The sequence below is a fragment of the Afipia birgiae 34632 genome (genome assembly GCF_000308295.2).
Taxonomy (GTDB): Bacteria; Pseudomonadota; Alphaproteobacteria; order Rhizobiales; family Xanthobacteraceae; genus Afipia; species Afipia birgiae.
In genome coordinates this window covers 1,678,835-1,695,492 of record NZ_HG326652.1, presented here as the reverse complement: position 1 = coordinate 1,695,492, position 16,658 = coordinate 1,678,835, and the positions used below count along the sequence as shown (strand labels likewise).

Annotated in this window: 17 protein-coding genes and 4 pseudogenes; 14 read left to right on the top strand and 7 right to left on the bottom strand. The window is 60.4% G+C overall.

From position 1 onward, the window contains the following. Positions 1-290: 290 nt before the first annotated feature. From BN32_RS08155 to BN32_RS27630, 6 genes are all read left to right on the top strand, one after another. Positions 291-677 (top strand): SemiSWEET family sugar transporter, encoded by a 387-nt coding sequence (locus tag BN32_RS08155; protein ID WP_244438112.1) that lies wholly within the window; start codon positions 291-293, stop codon positions 675-677. Next, positions 658-1,796, top strand: a protein-coding gene (locus tag BN32_RS08145) for an IS3 family transposase (protein ID WP_156946953.1) whose coding sequence is annotated in 2 segments (ribosomal slippage) — positions 658-922 and positions 922-1,796 — 1,140 coding nt in all. Because the reading frame shifts where the segments join, the coding sequence is not laid out codon by codon here. Before BN32_RS08155 ends, BN32_RS08145 begins: the two co-directional genes overlap by 20 nt. Positions 1,797-1,870: 74 nt before the next feature. Beyond that, positions 1,871-2,173, top strand: a complete 303-nt coding sequence (locus BN32_RS08140) for a hypothetical protein (protein ID WP_152343769.1) — start codon at positions 1,871-1,873, stop codon at positions 2,171-2,173. Then, on the top strand, positions 2,133-2,336 hold the full coding sequence (locus tag BN32_RS08135; RefSeq protein WP_019197658.1) for a hypothetical protein: 204 nt from the start codon (positions 2,133-2,135) through the stop codon (positions 2,334-2,336). Before BN32_RS08140 ends, BN32_RS08135 begins: the two co-directional genes overlap by 41 nt. A 260-nt stretch (positions 2,337-2,596) precedes the next feature. Continuing rightward, positions 2,597-2,716 (top strand): hypothetical protein, encoded by a 120-nt coding sequence (locus BN32_RS27635; RefSeq protein ID WP_347334367.1) that lies wholly within the window; start codon positions 2,597-2,599, stop codon positions 2,714-2,716. Further along, entirely contained in the window at positions 2,706-2,939 is a 234-nt protein-coding gene (locus tag BN32_RS27630; protein WP_051488446.1) for a DUF1254 domain-containing protein, read from the top strand. Before BN32_RS27635 ends, BN32_RS27630 begins: the two co-directional genes overlap by 11 nt. A 5-nt stretch (positions 2,940-2,944) precedes the next feature. Here the strand turns inward: BN32_RS27630 and BN32_RS27625 are convergent. Further along, positions 2,945-3,036 (bottom strand): annotated as a pseudogene (locus BN32_RS27625) (ATP-binding protein); the annotation flags it as partial. Here BN32_RS27625 and BN32_RS27330 point away from each other — a divergent pair. The 3 genes and pseudogenes from BN32_RS27330 to BN32_RS27620 all read left to right on the top strand — a co-directional run. Next, positions 3,029-3,169 (top strand): annotated as a pseudogene (locus BN32_RS27330) (phosphonate C-P lyase system protein PhnH); the annotation flags it as partial. The pseudogenes BN32_RS27625 and BN32_RS27330 sit on opposite strands and share 8 nt — an antisense overlap. Positions 3,170-3,211: 42 nt before the next feature. After that, positions 3,212-3,567 (top strand): annotated as a pseudogene (locus tag BN32_RS26080) (carbon-phosphorus lyase complex subunit PhnI); the annotation flags it as partial. Between the two features lie 10 nt (positions 3,568-3,577). Next, positions 3,578-3,820: a nucleoside/nucleotide kinase family protein gene (locus BN32_RS27620; protein ID WP_019197656.1), complete on the top strand. Its 243-nt coding sequence runs from the start codon at positions 3,578-3,580 to the stop codon at positions 3,818-3,820. 110 nt (positions 3,821-3,930) lie between these two features. On the opposite strand, the gene BN32_RS08115 is transcribed toward BN32_RS27620, so the two are convergent. After that, positions 3,931-5,268, bottom strand: a complete 1,338-nt coding sequence (locus BN32_RS08115) for a c-type cytochrome (protein ID WP_019197655.1) — start codon at positions 5,266-5,268, stop codon at positions 3,931-3,933. A gap of 107 nt (positions 5,269-5,375) precedes the next feature. Beyond that, complete coding sequence (locus BN32_RS08110) at positions 5,376-6,269, bottom strand: substrate-binding domain-containing protein (protein ID WP_019197654.1); 894 nt, start codon at positions 6,267-6,269, stop codon at positions 5,376-5,378. 86 nt (positions 6,270-6,355) lie between these two features. On the opposite strand from BN32_RS08110, the gene BN32_RS08105 reads away from it, so the two are divergent. The 5 genes from BN32_RS08105 to BN32_RS08085 all read left to right on the top strand — a co-directional run bounded on the left by BN32_RS08105 (position 6,356) and on the right by BN32_RS08085 (position 12,146). Next, entirely contained in the window at positions 6,356-7,048 is a 693-nt protein-coding gene (locus tag BN32_RS08105; RefSeq protein WP_019197653.1) for an ABC transporter permease, read from the top strand. Between the two features lie 2 nt (positions 7,049-7,050). Continuing rightward, a complete protein-coding gene (locus BN32_RS08100; RefSeq protein WP_173405767.1) occupies positions 7,051-7,773 on the top strand; it encodes an energy-coupling factor ABC transporter ATP-binding protein in 723 nt (240 codons plus the stop codon). An 18-nt stretch (positions 7,774-7,791) separates the two neighbouring features. Then, positions 7,792-8,628: an ABC transporter substrate-binding protein gene (locus tag BN32_RS08095; protein ID WP_019197651.1), complete on the top strand. Its 837-nt coding sequence runs from the start codon at positions 7,792-7,794 to the stop codon at positions 8,626-8,628. A gap of 434 nt (positions 8,629-9,062) precedes the next feature. Beyond that, positions 9,063-10,187, top strand: a complete 1,125-nt coding sequence (locus BN32_RS08090; protein ID WP_019197650.1) for a molybdopterin-binding protein — start codon at positions 9,063-9,065, stop codon at positions 10,185-10,187. A 9-nt stretch (positions 10,188-10,196) separates the two neighbouring features. Beyond that, on the top strand, positions 10,197-12,146 hold the full coding sequence (locus BN32_RS08085; protein ID WP_019197649.1) for a molybdopterin biosynthesis protein: 1,950 nt from the start codon (positions 10,197-10,199) through the stop codon (positions 12,144-12,146). On the opposite strand, the gene mobA is transcribed toward BN32_RS08085, so the two are convergent. The 4 genes and pseudogenes from mobA to BN32_RS08065 form a co-directional block, all read right to left on the bottom strand. After that, positions 12,147-12,782: a molybdenum cofactor guanylyltransferase MobA gene (gene mobA / locus BN32_RS08080; protein WP_040425571.1), complete on the bottom strand. Its 636-nt coding sequence runs from the start codon at positions 12,780-12,782 to the stop codon at positions 12,147-12,149. Continuing rightward, entirely contained in the window at positions 12,775-13,689 is a 915-nt protein-coding gene (locus BN32_RS08075) for a formate dehydrogenase accessory sulfurtransferase FdhD (protein WP_019197647.1), read from the bottom strand. Before BN32_RS08075 ends, mobA begins: the two co-directional genes overlap by 8 nt. 3 nt (positions 13,690-13,692) lie before the next feature. Continuing rightward, positions 13,693-14,529 (bottom strand): annotated as a pseudogene (locus tag BN32_RS08070) (Mrp/NBP35 family ATP-binding protein); the annotation flags it as partial. 54 nt (positions 14,530-14,583) lie between these two features. Beyond that, complete coding sequence (locus tag BN32_RS08065) at positions 14,584-16,623, bottom strand: 4Fe-4S binding protein (protein WP_019197645.1); 2,040 nt, start codon at positions 16,621-16,623, stop codon at positions 14,584-14,586. Positions 16,624-16,658 lie beyond the last annotated feature (35 nt).

The following is a 16,658-nucleotide window of genomic DNA, read 5'->3' as shown; positions in this document are numbered from 1 at the left end:
TCCAAGAAGACGAATGCGCCGATGGATTAAAACTCCTATGCCCGCCTATGATACGCTGTGATGGCTCTATTGGCCAAGATAAGCTTGTTTCTCGGACCCTGCTGAAAGTTGGCTACGATGTTCGAGAGTATGACTTCGTGGGCAGTGAATGGATACTTGATAGCTCCGGTCCCTTTCGAGAAAAATTCCAGGCGATATCATACGCCCGCCCAACCTCATCAGTCCGCAAAATCTCGGTGTGATTCTGACAATCATGCAGGAGAATCTGGTGCCAATCGGAGGTCGGGGGTGTGGCACCGGCTGTGATTTCCGGAACGAAGGGCGAAGCTTGTGCTTGGCTGGGCATTGCGTGGGGACGTCTTATGCCATCTGAATCATGGACTACTGCGCTGGGGCTCGTTGCCGCAGCCCTGACTTGGCTCTCATACATTCCTCAAGTTAGAAAAGCTTTCCCCAGAGATGCCAATGAAGACATCTCGCTGAAAATGCTCATTGCGCTGTTTTCAGGACTTGCGCTGTGGATTGTCTACGGCCTGATGAGAAGCGATTCTGTTATTATTATTGCTAACGGCATAGGGGCTGCCCTTGTCGGTGACCTGACCGGGCTTTTTTGGACCAAGCTTTGTGAGAAACTGAGCTTGGAAAGGAGCTTTGGTCATGCCGAAGAAGAGGTTTAATGCGGAGCAGATCGTGGTGCTGCTGCGCCAGATTGAAGTATTGATGTCGCAGGGCAAGGCAGCGCCGGTGGCCTGTCGGGAAGCCGGAATTTCGCAGCAGAGTTATTATCGCTGGCGGAAGGAATACGGTGGCCTTGAGCTCGATCAGGCGAAGCGGATGAAGGATCTGGAGCGGGAGAATGTCCGCCTCAAGCGTCTCGTCGCCGATGTGTCGCTTGAGAAGCAGGTGCTCAAGGACGTTGCCTCGGGAAACTTATAAGCCCTGAGCGGCGACGGCAGGCGGTGGAGGGCATTCGAGGGAAGTATGGTCTCTCGGAACGCCAAGCCTGCCGGATCGTCGGCCAGCACCGCGGAACACAGCGATACACCACCATCGTTCGATCTGATGAGGATGCGTTGACGAGAGCGATTATCTCTCTTGCGTCCCAATATGGGCGATATGGCTATCGTCGGATCACGTCGCTGCTGGTCGATGCCGGCTGGCAGGTCGGGTGTGATCGGGTCCAGCGGATCTGGCGCCGTGAGGGGCTAAAAGTACCCAGCAAACAGCGACCGCGCGGCCGGCTGTGGCTCAACGACGGATCCTGCATCCGTTTGCGGCCGCAGCATCGTAACCATGTCTGGAGCTACGACTTCGTCGAGGCGCAGACCCATGATGGCCGTAAGCTCCGGCTCATGACGCTGATCGACGAGTTTACCAGGGAATGCCTGGCGATCAGGGTTGCACGTCGCATCAACAGCTTCGGCGTCATCGACACCATGGCCGATGTGATGCTTGCTAAAGGCGTCCCTGAGCACATCCGGTCGGACAACGGCGCGGAGATGACGGCCAAGATCGTGCGCAGCTGGTTCGGAAAGCTCGGAGCAAAGACGCTCTACATTGCGCCCGGCAGCCCATGGGAAAACGGCTACTGCGAGTCCTTCAACGGCAAACTGCGCGACGAATGCCTGAACGGTGAAATCTTTTACAGCCTAAAGGAGGCTACCGTCGTCATCGAGCAATGGCGCAAGCACTTCAACACGATCCGACCGCACTCATCTCTGAGCTACCGGCCGCCGGCACCGCAAACATCGGCGCCGACACTGCAGCATCTGGATCGGAGCGCAGCGATGCAGTAGTCTCTATCCAGCTGGTCCAAAATATCCGTCAGGTCACTGCCGGACGCAGGACATTTGTCTACGAAACGCCTTTGGTGGCCTTGCCTGAGGCGGCAGCGCCGGATCTCAAGAACAAGTCGTTCACGATCACTGCCGAGGCAGAAATCCCCGCCGGCGCAGAAGGCATGATCTTTACGCAAGGCGGGTTCACCGGCGGCTGGGGCTTCTACATCCAGCAGGGCAAACTCGTCGGTTTGCACAGCCACGTCGCACTCGAACGCTACCGCGTCGTGTCCACCGAGCCGGTGCCGACCGGTAAGGTCACCTTGGCGATGGATTTCAAGTCCGATGGCGGGCATGGCGAAGGGCGGCACGGTCACGCTGCTCGCCAATGGTAGGAAGATCGGGGAAGGTCGAGTCGAAAAGACGACGCCGGTCAAATACTCGCTCTATGAGGGGCAGGACATCGGCGAGGACAGCGGCTCGCCGGTGGACTTCAGTTACACGCCACCGTTCAAGTTCACCGGCAAGCTTGGGCGGGTGACGGTGGAGTTGAAGTGATGACAAAGGAGAAGATGATCATCGGCGCACTGGTGTTGCCACGGTCGGCCTTACCACGACCCCGCAGGCGCAAACTGTCTCTGCACTTGACCTCGACAGCCGCACGACCGAGCGGCGCGCTATCGAGTCCGTCATCTGGGGCATGCTCGCGGTCAATCTCGATCTAATGCTCCAGGCGATGATCGACAGCGCCAAGGGCAAGCCCAACCAGATCGTCTTTTGGTCACGTCAAGAATCAGACGCTCACGCCCAATCCCGACGTGATTTACGTGATGCCGTTTTTCAACACCGAGGATGCCGGTCCGATGGTGCTGGAAATCCCGCCGGCGGATGACGGCGTGATCAACGGCACGATCATGGACTTGGCAGGTGCCGCTTGAGGATGTCGGGCCGGCCGGCGTCGACAAGGGCAAGGGCGGCAAGTATCTGGTCTTGCCTCCCTACCATCCGGCCGCTGTTTCGGACGGTTACATCGCTTTGCCTTCGATGAATTATCAAGGCTACGCGTTGTTACGCTCAATTCTCAAGAGCGGGAGCGATGCTGACATCGCCTCGTCGGAGCTGGCCGGGATTGCGGAGATGAGGCGAGCGCGGGTTATGTGATCGTCGTCGCGGCTTTTGAAGCGCCAACTGTCATTGCCTCAACGATATCGCAGTGATGGGTTAGCCGGTCGAGCAGCGCCGTCGTCATCTTGGCATCGCTGACGGGATATGCGTCACGAACCAGCTTTGCTCTCATCCACAGTGGCACAGCGTTGCCGGACTTTGAGGCCTTTGCGCTCGGGACAGCGGAATACCCCGATCGCTCGACGATCCTTATTGTGGAAGTCGATACGCTGACCGAGGGGCCTGAACTGGTTCTTCGCGGGCCTGGCATCAAAGACACATCGTCGGGCGGCGAGCGCGCCATTGAAAATGCTCACCAGTTACTTGCGTACGAACGTCGCGGCGATCCAGCTGTACCCGATCTCTCGCTCGCACAGATATCGGCGCAGTTTACGCTGGCAGTCGATCGCGTTATGACCGAAGCTCGTTCTACGAACGCGAACTTACAGCGTTAGCGATCAAGCAGGCGCGGGGCGACCTGATCGAGGCGATTTTCCTGCTGCGCGCATTCCGCGCCACCCCGCCACGGTTTGGCGCGACGGAGCCGGTCGACGCCGCAGCCATGCAGGTGCGCCGCCGTGTCTCGTCCACCTTCAAGGATATCCCCGGCGGGCAACAACGAGGCGGTCAGCCCGATGATGCTGTTTGGGCAAATGCTGGCGCACGGCGATTTCGCCTTCCAATGGGAGGCGCATGGCCTACGCTATGGGGTGCCATCTTCGATTGTTGATGATGTGACGGCCGGGCGCGCTGTTATCGTGAATGCGTTCCGCACAATCATCGAGTTCGCGCGTAGATCGTATGCCAAAGTGACGGTGGTTTTAGTGACGGCTCCGCCGGACGTGCTGGCGACGTCTTGCGGCGCGCACACGCCCTAGCGATGGCCAGATCGACGACAGACTCCGCAGAACGGTTGTTGCTGCCGTACCTGATGTCATCATCAATAATGTAGGCTTGGCGGAAGATCATGCAGCCGAGCTTTTGAGCGCTATTGGCCGCGGTTGACAGGTGGCGCAGTCACACGCGCAAGAAACTGCACCAGTGCTTTGCGGTCTTCGTCCGAACCGATGCGTTGTTCGGGCATCTTCGTACCTGGTGTATAGGCCGCCGGGCCGATTTCGAAAAGCTTCGACACTGTTTCGGGCGTCCAGACGATATCGAGCTTCTTCAGCGGCTCGGAATAACTGTAACCCGGTAAAGTTGCGATCTTTCGTCCGAAAATTCCCGATAGCGTCGGACCGGCCTTGTTGACCTGATCCGGGGTCAGCGTGTGACAGGCTATACAGGCGCGAAAAATTTCCGCCCCACGGTCACCAGCATAGGCGGCAAGCGGATCGTTTGGGCTTTCCTGTATGGTCGCGCCGATCGGTTCGCCTGTAAGAGCATTCCAGCGCCGGATCATGTTGTCCGCGCCTCCAGTGAGCAGCGTGCCGTTGTCCGGCATGAACGCCACTGACCACACCGGTAGCCCTGGTCCAACCAGCCTGCGCACAAGCGTGCGCGCCTTGCGGTCGACGATCGCGACCGATCCCCGAATGTCCGCCGCCGCGAGCAGCGCACCATCCCTCGACACTGCCATCGCAATGACCGGGATCGGCCCAGCGGCGACCTCGCCATCAGAGTTTCCGGAGCCGTCGAGGAAATGGATATTGCCATCTGCACCCGCGGCGGCGATTTCGCCGTCCTTGAACGCGACGACTGAATTGAGCGGCGCGGGCAGGGTGACAATGGACGGTGCGGCAGAACTGTCGAGCGGCCAGATACGGAGGGTCAGGTCATAGCTGACGCTGATGAGGGTTTTGCCATCAGCGCTGAATGCTACTCCGTTGACGTTCTGTGCGTGCCCTTCAAGTACGCGCGGTGTGCCGCCAGCGAGCGGCCATAGCCTTACCGTATGATCCCATGCTGCGGATGCGAGCATTTCGCCGTCTGGCGACAATGCAAGCGCTGCGATTGGCGCGGTGTGGCCCTCAAGCACGGCCTCGGGTTGCTGCTTGCTGGAACTCCAGACAGCGATGCGGCCATCGGCGCCAGCGGTTACCGCGCGGCCATCCTTGAGCAATGCTGTCGCATTGACCGCATCGGCATGAAATCTGAGAACCTGTTCGGCAGCATCGCGACCAAGCGACCAGCGGATCGCGCTGCCGTCAAAGCTTCCTGAGAGCAACGTCTGTCCATCGGATGAAATCGCCAGCGCGCGGACTGGTCCGCCGTGACCTCGCAATTGTGCAGCAGCAGGTGCGGTGCCGAGCACCGCAATGAGCGCCCCGATCACGAGCAGCGCGCGAAGCTGATATCTTCCGTTGTTACGGTCAGCTTCTTGCATCGGCGGTTCCCTCGAACGCTATCAATCTGAACCGTATCGAAACACGAAAACCAGGTTCAATAAACCGTGCGGAAGGTTCAGGTGCCTCACTGGAAGTCGCTCGCCGGTCAGGCGAAATAGCGAATTGTGCCGGCTGGCGTGGTGTCGTAGCCTGTGAGGTCTTTCGCGCGCTGTTTGAGGATGGGCTGCGAAATGAAGTTCATCAACGCCTGCAAGGCCGGCTTGAAGTAATCACGCTGATGCATCACGAGATCGAAATTTTCCCATAGCAATGGCATGAAATCGAGACCGGCTGCGTTGGCGGCTGCGCGCGTCGCGATGCCGCAGTCGGCATTGCCAGCACGAATTGCCGCCGCCAGATCAGGTCCGGTCAGGCATGGCGGATCGAGCCGGCGGAGATCCTTCAGCTTTGCGCCCTGCTGTTTCAGGAGCGCGTCGAGCAGCATTTGTGCGCCCGCGCCGGATTGCCTGATAGCCATGGTGGCCCCGGACGCGAGAACTCCCGCGACGCTGGTGAGGCCTTTCGGATTTCCCGGTTGGAGCAGGAGTCCTTGTTCGCGCCGCACAAATCCGACAAGCACGGCATCGTGCAAAGTGGCAAGCGAGCGCACTGCTGAGACATTGGCGTCCTCGCCGGCGTCATGCACATCAGTTTCGGTATGAAAATGGATCGCTGCGGCAATTGCTTCACCGCGCAGTACGCGGCCGACGCCGCTTTCTGTTCCTTCAACGAGCGTCGCGAGGCCGGAGCCTGATTCGCGCAAACTCCATTCGAGCAGGGCGTCCTGGCTTCCGCCCACGATCAAAGGCGCATCCGAGGGACTCATGCCGGCCGGCCGCAGTAATCCGGACAGCACCCATCGATCGAGCTCTTCACGCGGGAAGAGCCACTTGCCCGTCACCTTGGTGCATGGGATCGCGCCTTCGGCCACCAGCTCATAGAGCTTGCGCTCGCCGAGTCGGAGGTATTCAGATGCCTCTCCTGTCGTAAGAAGGTCCATCCTGCATTTATATGCATATTGTTGTTCTTTTTCAATTTATTGACAGACCTGAAAAATATGCAGGACAAGGCATGGGGAGGAAAATCATGCTGGACGGGCTAAATGCCTGGCAACTGATCATGAGCGGCGATGCGACACTGTTCGCCATCGTCAAATTGTCACTGGCTGTCAGCCTTTCCGCCGTGGTGCTTGCGGCCGTTATCGGCTTGCCGCTCGGTGCATCGCTTGCGTTGATGCGCTTCCCCGGACGGAGCGCGATTGTCGTACTCGTCAACGCTTTCATGGGATTGCCGCCCGTTGTTGTCGGTCTTGCGGTCTACCTTTTGCTGTCACGCTCCGGGCCGCTCGGCAATCTCGGCATCTTGTTCACGCCGACGGCAATGATCGTCGCGCAGGCGATCTTAATCGTGCCGATCATCGCGGCGCTCACGCGCCAAACCATTGAAGATCTCTGGATCGAATACCGCGACGAACTGTCGGCGATGGATGTCGGGCCGCTCGGTCGCATAACGACGCTGTTGTGGGATGCGCGCTTCAGTCTGCTGACTGCGCTGCTTGCGGGATTTGGACGTGCCGCGGCGGAAGTCGGTGCCGTCATGATTGTCGGTGGCAACATGGAAGGTTTCACCCGCACCATGACCACTGCGATTGCGCTCGAAACGTCAAAGGGCAATCTGCCGCTCGCGCTCGGTCTCGGCATGATCCTTGTGGTGATCGTTCTCGCGATCAATGCCGCGGCCTGGGGTGCACGGGTCTGGTCCGAACGGCAGGTGGGATGACGATGCGGGGGCCGGTGACCGATCTTCCCATTGTCTTCGATCGCGTTCTGGTGCGGGCCGGCCTCACGACCATCCTTGATCGCCTGACCCTAACGTTATCGTCTGGTTCGCCAACGCTTGTTATTGGGCCTAACGGTGCGGGTAAAAGCACCTTGTTGCGCCTGTGCATGGGACTTGCGGTGCCGACCGAAGGCCGCATCACGTGGGGTGGTCGCGCCGATGCAAAGCCGACACGCCGCGCGTTCGTGTTTCAGCGGCCGGTGATGTTGCGCCGGACCGTGTCCGCCAATGTCGCCTATGGGCTGACCCACGCGGGTTATCCGCGCGCGAAATTGGCTGCGCGTACTGCTGAATTGCTTGAACGCGTGGGCCTGTCGGATTTGGCCATGCGTCCCGCCCGACGTTTGTCCGGCGGCGAACAACAGCGGCTGGCGCTGGCGCGTGCTTTGGCGCGGGATCCGGAATTGCTGCTGCTTGACGAGCCGACCGCAAGTCTCGACCCGGCGGCCACGCGCGGTGTTGAGGAGATTGTTCGTGATACCGCCCAGTCCGGCATCAAGATCGTGATGGCCTCGCACGATCTGGGCCAGGTGCGGCGACTCGCTGGTGACGTTGTTTTCATGGTGCGGGGCAACGTGCGCGAACAGACACCCGCCGAGGATTTTCTCAAAAACCCGTCGACATCTGAGGCTGCGGCCTTTGTACGCGGCGATCTCGTTGTTTGAACTCTTGAGGGAGATGTCATGAAACGCCAATACGCTTCTTTTGCCTTTGCGTTCTCGTTACTCGCGGTGGCGGTCGCAACACCTTCTTCCGCGCAGGACAAATCCATTGTCGTGGCTTCGACCACGTCGACGCAGGATTCCGGCCTGTTCGGCTACATACTCCCGTTGTTCAAGGCTAAAACCGGAATCGAAGTGAAGGTAATCGCCCAAGGTACCGGACAGGCGCTCGACACCGCGCGTCGCGGTGATGCTGATGTCGTCTTCGTGCATGCCAAGTCGCAGGAAGAAAAATTTGTCGCCGAAGGGCACGGCGTGAAGCGCTTCGATGTTATGTACAATGACTTCGTCATGATCGGCCCGAAAAGCGATCTTGCTGGCGTCGGTGGATCGAAGGATATTGTTGCCGCACTGAAAACCATTCAGGGAAAGGCACTGCCGTTCGTCTCTCGCGGCGACAAGTCAGGTACGCATTCGGCTGAACTCGCACTGTGGAAGCAGGCAGGTATCGATCTCGAGACCGCCAAGGGCCCTTGGTATCGCGAGATCGGACAGGGCATGGGGGCCGCGCTCAACGCGGCGGGAGCGATGAATGCTTACGTGATTTCCGACAGAGGTACCTGGCTATCTTTCAAGAACCCCGGTGACCTGGTCATCGCGGTCGAAGGCGACAAGCGGCTGTTCAACCAATATGGAGTCATTCTAGTGAACCCGGAGAAGCATCCGGCGGTGAAGAAGGATCTCGGTCAAAGCTTTATCGACTGGTTGATCTCACCCGAGGGGCAGGGCGCCATTGCGGTCTATCAGGTCAACAGCAAGCAACTGTTTTTCCCCAATGCCGAGAAAAGGGCGTCCTGAGCCCCAGAGACGGTTGGCCTATTTTTTCGTCTCCGGCGGACAATCCGGGCGCACTTCCATCGCCTTTCCGTCGCTCTGCACCGTCGGGGCGGCGGAATTTGCGTGTCCGCCTGCAGATGGTAGAATAGCGCTCTTTTCAACGCCCATCGACGTGTCCGCGGTCTTGGCGTTGCCGGAAGTCGTGCCTGCCGAAGGTGTGGTGTTGCAACTCGTCTCAGGCTTGTCACTTGCGGGCGCGGCCGTTTGTGCCAATGAGGGAGTTGCAGCAAACAGCCCCGCAATGGCAACAGCGATGAGTTGAGTACGCATTTTGAACCTCTGTGGGTGTGTATAAAGGAATCAATGAAACGTTCCCCTCAACGTCCCATGTTTGAGATGGTTCCGTCGCATTCGCCACCTGCCTGTCGCGCGCCCGGCCGTCATCGAGCGTCAAGATGACACAGCGCTTGCCGGCCACGCTGACCCCGCTCGATGTTGCCCTTCGCTTGCTGCTGGACGGTGCGGAGCCGGTTGAGTCCATCGATGCATCGCTCGCAGATTCTGCGGGTCGCATCGCAGCTGCGATTGCGTCGCCGCAAACGGCACATCCGATGTTCAGTATTGCGGTCGCCGACGGTTGGGCAATGCGGGCGCGTGATATCGTCGGCGCATCGTCCTATTCTCCGCAGCCGTTGTCTGCATCGCCTATGTGGGTCGAAGCGGGGGATCGGCTTCCGGAGCATTGTGACTGCGTGCTTGATGCCGACATGGTCGAACAGACCGGATCGATGTTTCAGGTTCTCGCTGAGGCGGTTCCCGGTCACGGCATTCGCCGGACCGGAGACGACGTCGCGGCTGGGCGCTCGATCATTTCCCCAGGGCGGCAGGTGACCGCGCGCGACACGCTTGCTCTCCGCGTCATGGGACTGGATCGCATTCAGATTCGATCTCCGCGCGTCTGCGTTCTCGATGTGACGTCGAGGGACGGAAATATAGCATCTTCGCAGTTCATCCTGGAGTTTGTGAAGGCTGCCGGTGCTGAAGCGGTTGGTGTGCAGACAAAGGGACGCGACGCCGCCAGCATTTCCGCGGCTGTGGACGAAGGCGCTTACGATCTGCTGATAACAGTCGGGGGCACAGGCCTCGGCCGCGCCGATTCAGCGGTTCACGCGCTGGCAATGCGTGGAATTGTTTTAGCGCATGGACTTGCCTTGCAGCCCGGGCGCACGGCGGCGGTCGCGAAGACCGGCAGAACGCCCGTTATCGCGGCTCCCGGCGCGCCTGATCAGGCTTTGGCGGTTTGTTTAATGCTGGTTCAACCCGCACTGGACTTGCTCACCGCGCGGTTGCCGCGGCAGGATATCGTTCGTCCCCTTGCGCGCAAGGTTTCTTCGTCTATCGGTGTTGCCGAGATTGTGTTGCTGGAAGCGCTGGATGACAAGTGGATGCCGATTGCCACTGGTCAACTTTCGCTGGACGCTATCGCCCGTAGCGAAGCATGGCTTGTTGTGCCGGGAGATAGCGAAGGCTATGCAACCGGAACAGCGGTCGGCGCATTTCCTCTTCGCGATGGGACGTGAGATTTCAAGATGACAGAACCGAAGGTATCGCTGACCAATGCAAGCGTTGACCAGGAACAGTTTCTGACCATCTTGTCGCGCGAGGAGGCGATTGCCCGCTTTGAAGCTGCGCTGTTTCCTCGGGATATGTCTGCCAACGACCGCGCGCTGACCGATGCGCTTGGGCTCGCGCTAGCCAGCGATGTGTTTGCAGTTGTCGATGTCCCGCCATTCGATCGCTCCAATGTCGACGGATTTGCTGTACGTTCCGCCGATCTCGTTACCGCGGGTGAGGCATCGCCGGTTCACCTGCGGTTGAACAACGAGACAATCGCCTGCGGCACCGCGCCGGAATTACCGGTGGTGCAGGGCTCGGCGACGCGGATTGCCACTGGCGGTCCCATTCCGCGCGGCGCAGATGCTGTGGTGATGATCGAACACACGCAACCGTTGCGTAATGACGCGATCGAGATCAGACGAGCTGTATCACCCGGACAGTTCGTCTCCTATGCGGGCTCGGATATCGCGCAGGGCGAGATTCTGCTGCGCGCGGGCACGCTGGTCGGCTCGCGTGAAATCGGCATGCTCGCCGCATCGGGTATCGCGCGCGTCCCGGTGACAAAGAAACCGCGCGTTGCGATCATCTCGACCGGTGACGAGCTTGTTCAACCCGGCTTGCCGCTGCGTCCGGCTGCGATCTACGACGCCAACGGCGCGATCGTCGCAGCCGCGGTATCTGAAAACGGCGGCGAGGCCGTGTTTCTTGGAGCGTTTCCGGACGAGGAAGACAAGCTCGAAGCCGTGATGCGCGAGGCGTTGGCAGCCAGCGACATTCTTCTGTTGTCCGGCGGCACTTCAAAGGGCGAGGGCGATGTTTCCCACCGGATTGTCTCGCGACTAGGCAAGCCCGGCATCATTGCGCATGGTGTGGCGCTGAAGCCGGGCAAGCCGCTGTGCCTCGCCGTATGCGATGGCAAACCGGTTGTCATCCTCCCGGGTTTTCCCACATCCGCAATGTTTACGTTTCATGACATGATCGTGCCCGTGCTGCGCCGTCTCGCTGGTTTGCCGCCGCGTAACGACGCGCGCGTGACGGCGAAGGTGCCGGTGCGCATTGCCTCGGAGCTTGGCCGGACGGAATTCGTGATGGTGTCGCTCGTCGATGGCGATGACGGATTGGTTGCGTATCCTACCGGCAAGGGCTCCGGCGCCATCACATCGTTTGCTCAAGCTGATGGGTTTCTGAAGATAGATGCGCTCGCCGAGCAGATTCCGGCTGGTGCTCAGGCCGAGGTAACGTTGTTCACACCGCATGTCCGTGTGCCTGATCTAGTGATTGTCGGCAGTCATTGCACGGGACTGGACGTTGTCACTGCGCCGCTGACACGTGCTGGGCTGTCCGTCCGTTCGATCTCGGTGGGAAGTCTGGGCGGACTGGCCGCGGCCCGGCGCGGCGAATGCGATCTCGCACCGATCCATATCTTCGATGAGAAGACCGACACGTACAACACGCCGTTTCTTGTTTCTGGTCTTGAACTCGTGCCCGGTTATCGGCGCATGCAGGGGATTGTGTTTCGCGCAGGTGACAAGCGCTTCGAGGGGCTTACCGCCGAAGACGCGGTGCGTGCAGCGCTGAGAGACCCATCATGTCTGATGGTCAACCGCAATCAGGGTGCAGGCACGCGCATTCTGATCGACCGTTTGCTCGGAGATGCGAGGCCTGATGGGTACTGGAATCAGCCGCGTTCGCACAATGCCGTTGCGGCCGCCGTGGTGCAGAACCGCGCCGATTGGGGTATGACCATCGCACCGGTCGCGCGTGCGGCGGGATTGGGGTTCATTCCGTTCGCCGAGGAGCATTACGATTTTGCGGTCGTGGCTGCGCGAAAGCAGCGTCCTGCTGTGGAAGCTTTTCTGGATTCGCTGGCGTCATTGGAAACGCGCGCGGCGCTGGAGCGGGCAGGCTTCCGCCCCGCATAGTCAAGTTGGGGCGCCGTCGAGCACTGCGAGTTGCTCGGCCTCTGCGACATCTTCGATGGTGTTGGCGTTGAAGAACGGATCGATCGGCTTATCCGGCCACGTCACCGTCGCCAGTTTATAGCGGGCCGTCCAGCGATCGATCTTGCGCATGTCTTCCACCACCAGCGCGTGCCGCAGTTCGCCGCGCAGCGCGACGCTCCAAAGCCCGATCACCGGATGAATCTGCTCGCCAGAGGCCGCGACCGCGAGCTGCGCGCCTTCGGAGATACGCGCATGCTGCAAGCGCGCGACCAGATCGCGCGGCAAAAACGGGCAATCCGTTGCCGCGCTGAGCACCCATTCCACATCTGGCCTGTATGCGGCCGCCCAGTCGAGCGCTGTCAGGATGCCGGCAAGCGGGCCGGCAAATCCCTCGACAGTGTCTGCGATCACGGGAAGTCCGAAAGCAGCGAAGCGTGCAGGGTCGCCATTCGCATTGAGAATGAGCCCGTCGCACTGCGGTGCGAGTCTTGCGATCACGCGTTCGAGGATGGTGCGGCCGCCAATGGTTTTCATCGGCTTATCGCCGCCGCCCATACGGCGTGCCAGTCCCCCTGCGAGGAGAACGCCGAGTGTCGAGGGCCGGTCCTCAGTCATCGTCGCTGCCCTTGCGCCGATGCCGCGCGGATTCTTCAGCGATAAACTCCAGGCTTTGGTCGAACACGATCCGCTCCTGTCCGGACAGCGCGATGAACCGCTTGCCCTTGGTCCGGCCGATCAGCGTCAAACCCACTTGCCGCGCCAGTTCGACGCCCCAAGCAGTGAAGCCGGAGCGCGACACCAGAATGGGAATGCCCATTCGTACGGTCTTGATCACCATTTCCGAGGTGAGGCGTCCCGTCGTGTACATGATCTTGTCGGCGACATTGATTTTGTGCCGCCAGGCCCAGCCCGCAATTTTGTCGACCGCGTTATGCCGTCCCACGTCTTCCATGTAGCAGATTGGTTCGCCTTCCTTGCAAAGCACGCAGCCATGGATGGCACCGGCTTCGAGGTAGAGCGAGGGCGCCGTGTTAACGGCATGGGTCATTTGATAGAGCCACGACGTGCGTAACTCAGCCTTGGGGAGGGTCGCGCCTTCGATGGCCTCCATCAGGTCGCCAAATGCGGTGCCCTGTGCACAGCCGGAGGTGAGCGTTTTCTTCTTCAGCTTCTCTTCGAAGTTGGTGCCGCGCTCAGTGTAGACGACCACGACTTGGAGATCGTCGTCGTAGACCACTTCGGTTACGACATCGTCGAGCTTCAGCATGTTTTGGTTGAGGAGATAGCCGAGCGCGAGATACTCCGGATAGTCGTTGATCGTCATCATGGTGACGATCTCCTGCGAGTTCAGATAAAGGGTCAGCGGACGCTCGACCGGTACGCTGATCTCGACCGGCGCGCCGGTCTGGTCGATCCCCATGACCCGCTCGGTGAGGCGCGGATTCTTCGGATCCGGCATCACGCGCGGTAGGAGCTGATCGCTCCGTGCAGCTTGCGATTTGGCTTGAATTGTTTCCGTCATGGCTTACTCGATCACGATACGCGGCGCTGGCCTGGCCCCGACGCCCGTGGTGATGGACGTCCAGAGCTGGCGTGCGATGCCGATATAGTGCTTCGCATGAACACCTTCCGGGTCAGTGGCAACGATCGGACGGCCGTCATCAGATGTTTGGCGTATCGCCATATCCAGTGGGATTTCGCCGAGAAAGGGGATGCCGCGCTTTTCCGCGTCAAGCCGCGCGCCGCCGTGGCCGAAGATCGGCGTGACGTGATTGCAGGTCGGGCAGCAGAAGCTCGCCATGTTCTCGATCAGGCCCAGTATCGGGATGTTGACCTTCTTGAACATCTCGATACCGCGACGTGCATCGATCAAAGCGATATCTTGCGGTGTTGAGACGATAACCGCGCCCGCCAGCGGCGTTTGCTGCGCCATTGTGAGTTGTGCGTCGCCGGTACCCGGCGGCAGATCGACGACGAGAATGTCGAGATCATGCCACGCCACCTCGCGCAGCATCTGCGTGATGGCCGAGATCACCATTGGTCCGCGCCAAACCATGGCATTGTCTTCCTCAACCAGAAACCCGATCGACATGACCTTCACCCCGAAGCGCTCCAGCGGTTCCAGCATGCGCGGACCGAGCAGCCGCGGCTTGCCGCGCAGGCCGAATAGCTTCTGCTGCGATGGACCGTAGATATCCGCATCGAGAACGCCGACCTTCAATCCCAGCGCCGCGAATCCGAGTGCAAGGTTGCACGAGGTGGTCGACTTGCCCACGCCGCCCTTGCCAGACGCCACGGCGATGACGTGCTTCACACCTGGAATGCCTGCGGCCTTTGATGTCGCGGGTGGGTTCGGGGTGGCGTGGGTAACTGACAAATTCGATCTCCCGACCGATCGCGCTCACAGCGCGTCGGCTCATTGCGATCCGAAAGGATCGTTCTTCTTGATTTCCCGCGCACGCAGATAATCCTCGGTGGACATCACGGGCGGTCGTTGGGGTGCAGCATGAGGATCGAAACTCTCATTGATGACGGCCTCGACACGGCAATCCGCGCACATCTTGATAACATCAAGCCGGCGCGCGTTGGCGCCTTCAAACATCCAGTGTTTTTCCTGCAATTTCGACAGCACGCGCTCGATCGAGCTCCTGGTGCCGAACGGCGTGCCGCAGGCGATGCAATGGAATGGTTCTTCTTCTTTCAGCACGCGCAGCGGTGCATTCCACGCCCGGAAGTCGAGCCGCGGCTCCAATGTGATGACATCCTCAGGGCAGGTTGCTTCGCAAAGCCCGCACTGAACGCACAAGCTTTCGGTGAAGCGCAGCATCGCCCGGTCGGGATTGTCCGAGAGCGCGTTCGTAGGACAGGCGGTGACGCAGGCATGGCAGAGCGTGCAGCCTTCGACGTTTAGCTGAACAGTGCCGAATGGCGCGCCGGCGGCTAGCGGAACGACATCGACGGGAGTAGGGGCCGCAAGATGCAGTTCGCGGAACGTAGTCTCCAGCACGCCGCGCTTGGCGCCGCGCGGGACCAAGCTCGCCGGATTCGATGAAGCAACACCGGACGGCATGGCATCAAGCATCACGCGTAACTGATCCGGATCGTCGGTTTCCAGAATGCGGACGAGACCTTCACCGAAGCCGAGCGTAGCGGCGATCGTCCCTGACATATCGGCGGCGCGGCGCAGTCCGGCCGTTTCGTGACGGGGCTGCGCGCGCAGCAGAAGCGCGACGCCTGTACCGCCATAAGCAAAGACCGCTGCGATGGATTCCGGCCCGAGCTGCGTGACTTCGTTGACGCGAACTGGAAGCACGTTGGCCGGTAAGCCGTCACCGAATCGTGCCAGCGCGTCGATCAGGGGCTCGCCATGATCGCCATCGTGAAAGAGCACAACAGCCAGTTCGCCGCCCGCCTTGCGATAGGTTTGCAGCAACGTACGCAAACGGCGCATCAGCGCGTCGGCACTCGGCAGCGAATAGGATGCAGCGCCGGTCGGGCAGACTGATGCGCATGAGCCGCAGCCGGCGCATATATTGGGATCGATCGCGACGGCATTACCGTTCGGTGTGATCGCGCCGGTCGGGCACAGATCGAGGCAGCGCGTACAGCCGGTAATGTTCGAGCGCGAATGCGCGCAAAGCGATTCCTCGAAATGGATGAAGCGCGGTTTGTCAAACGTGCCGACAAGGTTGCCGGCTTCCGCAATCGCGCGCTCGACGGCGGCGCGGTCGCGCGGATCGGCGCGCAAGTAACCGGGCCGCAATTCGTGCGCGGGAAACAGCGGCAGGCCGCCGCTCAGATCGAGGATGAGGTCGCATGTCGAGGTCGCGCCATCGCGCGAAGCACCAAACACGAGTTTGCTCCGCGAGGAAGGCATCGGCAACGCGTAATCGTCGATGGCGAGTTCGAAATTTCCGAGATATCCGCGCGCATTGCGGATCGTGCCTTTGAGCACGGGAAATTCGTTGACCGCGCGCGGTGTGATGTCACCGGGCTTGGTGAGGATAACAGTGATGTCGAGACGGTCGGCGAGGCGCTTGGCCGCATTGATGGCAACGTCGTCATGGCCGTAGATCAGCGCGCCCCCCCCGCTTTCCAGCGTGACCAGCGAGATCGGCGGCATTTCTTCCGAGGCTGCGGCAATCAACGCCGCGGCTTTCGGACCAGCCGCCGCCGCATCCTTCGACCATCCGCCGGTTTCGCGAATGTTGACGAAGGTGAGGGGGACGTCGGGAAAGTCCTCGGCGACTTCCTTGAATAGCGGCGCTTCCTGCGTACACGCCACCGTGATCGCTTCGCCCTCAGTGAGCGCCGCCTTGAACTGGGCGAGGTCCAGCCCGCAGAGCTGGTTGGCCTGTGTCATATGAGCCGCGCAACCGCGCCCGATTGCCTGCGCATCAAGCGGCATGGTCTTTTCGCAACTGCAAACCAGAAGGCGGGACTTTGCGCTGTTCATGATCTGCAACCTTGACCCTTGGCGTCTGCTCAGAG

Coding starts and splice junctions, on each gene's coding strand:
- BN32_RS08135 (WP_019197658.1), top strand. CDS start 2,133: ATGGCGAAGGGCGGCACGGTCACGCTGCTCGCCAATGGTAGGAAGATC.
- BN32_RS27620 (WP_019197656.1), top strand. CDS start 3,578: ATGATGCTGTTTGGGCAAATGCTGGCGCACGGCGATTTCGCCTTCCAA.
- BN32_RS08115 (WP_019197655.1), bottom strand. CDS start 5,268: ATGCAAGAAGCTGACCGTAACAACGGAAGATATCAGCTTCGCGCGCTG.
- BN32_RS08110 (WP_019197654.1), bottom strand. CDS start 6,269: ATGGACCTTCTTACGACAGGAGAGGCATCTGAATACCTCCGACTCGGC.
- BN32_RS08105 (WP_019197653.1), top strand. CDS start 6,356: ATGCTGGACGGGCTAAATGCCTGGCAACTGATCATGAGCGGCGATGCG.
- BN32_RS08100 (WP_173405767.1), top strand. CDS start 7,051: ATGCGGGGGCCGGTGACCGATCTTCCCATTGTCTTCGATCGCGTTCTG.
- BN32_RS08095 (WP_019197651.1), top strand. CDS start 7,792: ATGAAACGCCAATACGCTTCTTTTGCCTTTGCGTTCTCGTTACTCGCG.
- BN32_RS08090 (WP_019197650.1), top strand. CDS start 9,063: ATGACACAGCGCTTGCCGGCCACGCTGACCCCGCTCGATGTTGCCCTT.
- BN32_RS08085 (WP_019197649.1), top strand. CDS start 10,197: ATGACAGAACCGAAGGTATCGCTGACCAATGCAAGCGTTGACCAGGAA.
- mobA (WP_040425571.1), bottom strand. CDS start 12,782: ATGACTGAGGACCGGCCCTCGACACTCGGCGTTCTCCTCGCAGGGGGA.
- BN32_RS08075 (WP_019197647.1), bottom strand. CDS start 13,689: ATGACGGAAACAATTCAAGCCAAATCGCAAGCTGCACGGAGCGATCAG.
- BN32_RS08065 (WP_019197645.1), bottom strand. CDS start 16,623: ATGAACAGCGCAAAGTCCCGCCTTCTGGTTTGCAGTTGCGAAAAGACC.